This window comes from Frigoriflavimonas asaccharolytica (assembly GCF_013294015.1).
Lineage (GTDB): Bacteria > Bacteroidota > Bacteroidia > Flavobacteriales > Weeksellaceae > Frigoriflavimonas > Frigoriflavimonas asaccharolytica.
The window spans coordinates 1-4,638 of the sequence record NZ_JABSNO010000052.1; the positions used below are offsets into that span (position 1 = coordinate 1).

At 29.7% G+C, this 4,638-nt stretch carries 6 protein-coding genes; all 6 read left to right on the top strand.

Annotation, left to right across the window (positions count from 1 at the left end; all coding sequences use genetic code 11):
* On the top strand, nt 1-1,947 hold a 1,947-nt coding region (locus HNQ03_RS15820; RefSeq protein WP_173780663.1), incomplete at its 5' end, for an N-acetylmuramoyl-L-alanine amidase family protein.
* Nucleotides 1,940-2,914 carry a hypothetical protein gene (locus tag HNQ03_RS15825; protein ID WP_173780664.1) on the top strand — a complete coding sequence of 325 codons (975 nt, stop codon included), beginning with the start codon at nt 1,940-1,942 and terminating at the stop codon, nt 2,912-2,914. The genes HNQ03_RS15820 and HNQ03_RS15825, both read left to right, overlap by 8 nt.
* 92 nt (nt 2,915-3,006) lie before the next feature.
* A complete protein-coding gene (locus HNQ03_RS15830; protein WP_173780665.1) occupies nt 3,007-3,321 on the top strand; it encodes a hypothetical protein in 315 nt (104 codons plus the stop codon).
* A complete protein-coding gene (locus HNQ03_RS15835; protein ID WP_173780666.1) occupies nt 3,291-3,602 on the top strand; it encodes a hypothetical protein in 312 nt (103 codons plus the stop codon). Before HNQ03_RS15830 ends, HNQ03_RS15835 begins: the two co-directional genes overlap by 31 nt.
* Before the next feature lie 2 nt (nt 3,603-3,604).
* On the top strand, nt 3,605-3,919 hold the full coding sequence (locus HNQ03_RS15840) for a hypothetical protein (protein WP_173780667.1): 315 nt from the start codon (nt 3,605-3,607) through the stop codon (nt 3,917-3,919).
* A 267-nt stretch (nt 3,920-4,186) separates the two neighbouring features.
* A partial coding sequence (locus HNQ03_RS15845) for a DUF4280 domain-containing protein (RefSeq protein ID WP_317170385.1) occupies nt 4,187-4,638 on the top strand: 452 nt, incomplete at its 3' end.

Sequence of the window (4,638 nt, forward strand, 5' to 3'; positions counted from 1 at the left end):
CACCATCCCTTACCTACAAGAACGTCCACGAATAAACCAAAACCAAAACAAAATTCGCCAAAAGCATCTTCAAAGCCAACATCAAAAAATAATCAGGTAGATATAAAGGGTTATGTGAAAAGTGTAAAAATTACAGATAAAAATGGGAATGCATTTACTAGAAATCCAAAATTTGGTGAAGCAGTAAGAGTAATAATTGATGCAAAAGACGTAAAAGGTCTAGATTATAATTTGAGAATTTGGGAAAGTGACTACATTGGAGGAGATGATATTTTATATAATGAAATACATAGATTCAAGAATGATCTTCAATATATACTCTGTCCTTTAACAGATAAAATGCGAATTGATGGAGAATTAGGCAATGATAAAAAAAATCCGGACAGTGGTGAATACAACAGTGGATATTACCAGGAAATATTTGCAGAAATAGTTTTTATGCATGTTTCTACCAAATCTTCTAATATAGATGTTGATTTGAATACGGAGCAGATCAAACAAGTGAAAGGCTTATCTACAACAATCGTTGATAAAAAACCTGAAGAGCAGATTGAAGCTACCTGCTTTTGTGAAAAATATGACATAATTTTAGGTGACAAAGTAGACTGCGCATTTAGATTAAAAGTTGTTAAGATTTGCAGTATTTTATGGGGTGAAGGTAGAAAGATTGAAATGGCAAATAATCTTATGGTGATTATGTATTTCGAAACTGCAAAAACATTCAGTCCCTCAAAACAAAATTCTAGAGGGTTTACCGGTTTATTACAGTTTGGACCAGAAGCAGCTTCAGATTTGGGGACTACAACTGATAAGTTGAAAAACATGAAAGCTGTAGATCAATTGGATTATGTAAAAACTTATTTTGAGCAATCTTCTTTTAAAGGTAAAATTAATAATTTATTGGATATGTATCTTGCTGTTAATTATCCTACAATGATCAAAAATAATAGAACTGCAAGAACAAGTATTTTATACTCTGCCCCAACAATCCAGTATCACACAAATTATTCTTTTATGAAAGAAAAAGGAGAATATGACAATATTATTGGTGAGGAAATTATCAATGGCAAAACAGTGGTGAAAAGAGGATATAAAAATGGAAGTACTTTCGTTTGGGAAGTAGATGAAGAAATGCAAAATTGGTATGATAGATATAAGAATAGTAAATGGGAAGGTGAATGTGAAAGTGCTACCGTATCAGTTGCTGAAGCCAAGCAAAACAAAGATAAAAAGTATGTAATTGTACTGGATCCTGGGCATGGAGTTAAACCTGGAAATTTAGGAACTCAAGCTAGAAAATATAAAATTAAAGATGATGACAAAATTTATGACGCAAATTCATTACCAGATTATATCGTAGTAAACCCCTCAAAATATATTATTGGAAACAACGAAAAGCCAAGTGGAGGTTATGATGATGAGAATACTGAATCAAATGTAGTTTACGATATTGCTGTGAAAATGAAAAGCATAATTGAAAAATATGGACATACTGTCTATATTACAAGAAGTCAAAGAAAAACAATTGAGCTCTCTGATGAAGCAAATTTCAAAAAATATATTGGAGGAAGTGCAACAAAGGCTGGCGCAATTAATTTTAGAGGAAAAATGGCTTCAACATTAAAAGCTGATTATTTTATCTCAATTCATTGTGATGGATGGACTGATTTTTCAAAAGGTGCACATACAATATATAGTGATAATGATTCAAAACAATTAGCAATTGATTTGTTATATAAGTATGACATTACAAATATTCTTTCAAAATCTCCACATAATAGGTCAGATTTGGGAGTTTTAAAATCTGGAAATGCATCAAAAAAGAAAGTCTTGGTTGAACTTGGTTATCTTACTAGTCCGATTGATACAAAAAACATTATAAATAATAAAGATAAAATAGCAACTTTATTAGTTAACGGTTTAATTAAAAATATGAATAATGAATAAATTTGTTTTATATATAACATTTCTTTGTGCATTTGCTTTATTATCCTGTCAAAAAAGCACTTTAAAAGTAGAATCATCAAACATTGAGAAAAAAAAAGATACCATAAATGTAATTTATTTCGATAATAAAAAGATTAAAGAAGTTGATTTGATGGAATATGAAGGTGAAAAAAATGTTAAACTCTATTTTTCTGAAGAAGGTTATTTGAAAAAAAAGACTGTTAATTTTGATAGTTATCCTAAAACAAATTATGAGTATAATAATAGTAAAATAATATTGCATAAGTGGATTGAAGCCGATATCGGTGGATGCGTTGCAATTTCGGGAAAAGAATTTTTTATGGATGAGAAAGGATTTGTTGTAAAAGAGATAGTGCACACAAGTTATGGAAATAGTTGTAGTGAAAAGATATTAATTAATGAGATAAAAGAGTTTTTTGTAAAGTCGAAATCTATAAAAACTGTTTATTTCACAAGAGAAAGTTACGAAGGTAGTGAAGAATGTCCTTGTGGAAGCTGGAAGCAATTTAATGAAGACGGAAGTTTACAAATCGAGCAAAAGCTCAAAAATTGTGAAAATGAAATTTCAGAATGTGATCAGAATTTATCAAAAAATTTAACAGCAATAAACAGTAAATGGTATGGCAATTATTTTTTCACAATAAGATCTGAAGATGATCTGGACGGAACTGATTATAAAATAATTCTAAACATTACAAGAGATTCTATAATATATTCTGCAGAAGGATATCAAATTTATCAAAAATTTTTATTAAGTGGCAAAGAAATAAATGATAAATTACATTTAAATTATCTCGCTTCAATAGATGGGTCTAATTCGGCAGTATTACAAAAAACTAAAGATTTTGGTGTGATTCGTAATACAAATGGAAGTTTAGTTTGGGAAAGCCCTTACTTAAATGCTGCTTTTTCAGATAAGAACAAACAGCATATTTTTAAAAAATAATTTTAATTATTCATGAAAATTTTAGTTTTATTATGTTAAGTATTCCTTCCTGCAATTAGAGCCTGCCACAAAATTCGGAGTTAATCGCAATTGTGCAGAAAAAGGTTAAAGGTTATTTAACGCAGGATTCTTTACCAATTTTACTCGAACGTCAAATAATGAGAGGGTATGATGTAAAAGAAAAGGGTTTAGATGCTTCAAGTGATTATAAATATTCATCTGAAGATTTTCAAATTGCGCGTAAATTATCTGAATATGCATTGATAAAAAATGGTTTTAAATTATTAGATGAAAAGCATTTTGAAAATAAAATAAAAAATATGTTTGGATTTGAATCTGAAGGAAAATCCATTACAAATTTTTTAATTGAATATCCTTGTTCAAGAAAAAAAATGCCTATAAATTAGATGAAAACTATGTCATAAGTAATACCAATCCTCTTTTTTTAGATTATAAATCAAAAATAATTACAGAAGCCTATTTTATTCCAGAACTTATTAACTATAAGAAAGATTTCCCAAAAATTTATGAAAAAGAGAAAGAACTAGCGAAAGTAAAAAATTTAGGTTTAGACAATCAAGTAAAAATTATTCCTTGGATGTCTCTTTCTTCTTTAGAAGAGACACTCCAATTGAATGTTGAAAAGATTATCAATAGAAAAAATATCTATTCAACGATAGTGAAGTAAGTTTGGCTTGGTTAAAATTCAATAATAAAATCTTTTTAGAATCTTTAGTAAAAACTTTTGACTATACTTCGGATGCAGAACTTTTAAATTTTGTAGTTAAAAATAATTATAAGGATAAAGAAAATCTGATATTAATCTTGTGGAATGAAAGTTGTGATGGGAAAATTAAAGTAAATAAAGAAGTTTTTGATATCGTAAAAAATTGGAACAATCAAGAAACACAAGTATTTATAAATAAAGCACTTGATGTTCAAATAGATTTTTTCAACGAATTAACAGCAGATAAAAAGATAAATTTTTCTAAACAAAAAAAATAATGGCTATGGTTGCTTATTATGCCACAAAAACCAGTCGCGATTTTACTATAGGTTTTTTTCACTTCTTAATGAACCTCAGTTTGAGGAGGAATTTAAGAAAAATAATTATTACAACATTTCCGACTTTAATCAAATTTATGAAGATACAAGATATGGCGGAATTGGTCCAGCAGAATAAATAATTTATGAGATATTAAAAAGCATTCAATCAAATGCTTTTTTAGAAACACGTTCATTGACATCTCGAAAACCAACCTCCAAAAAGCCATATGCCAATGCGACCAAGGTTTTAAATTCCCAAAATTTAAAGTAACCAGCCATCAAAAACACTATTGGAATGATGCCGAAGGAGAAGCAGATTATCTTGCCGTTACAGAAGATGATGTCATGCTAGATCCACCAGCAATGCCTTTTGGCAACTGCAAATTGCAACCTACTTCTGGCGGTTATTTACCTTGTTCGTATGCACCCGTTGGAAAATGGCAAAAACCCTATGAAAAAGTAAAAGTGATGGGCAAAAGCTGCCTCACAGAAATTTCTGAATTGCAGTGTGCCATTGGTGGAAAAATAACCATTATGAAACATGGGCAACAGAGCGAAGCAGGGAAAAGCAATGTGAAAAACGCGGATGCGAGAAAACAGCATATTTATAATCCTATTATGGATTTCGAGGATTTTCAGGAAGAGATTGAAGAAAGTGGGAACCGCCATGCTTGGTA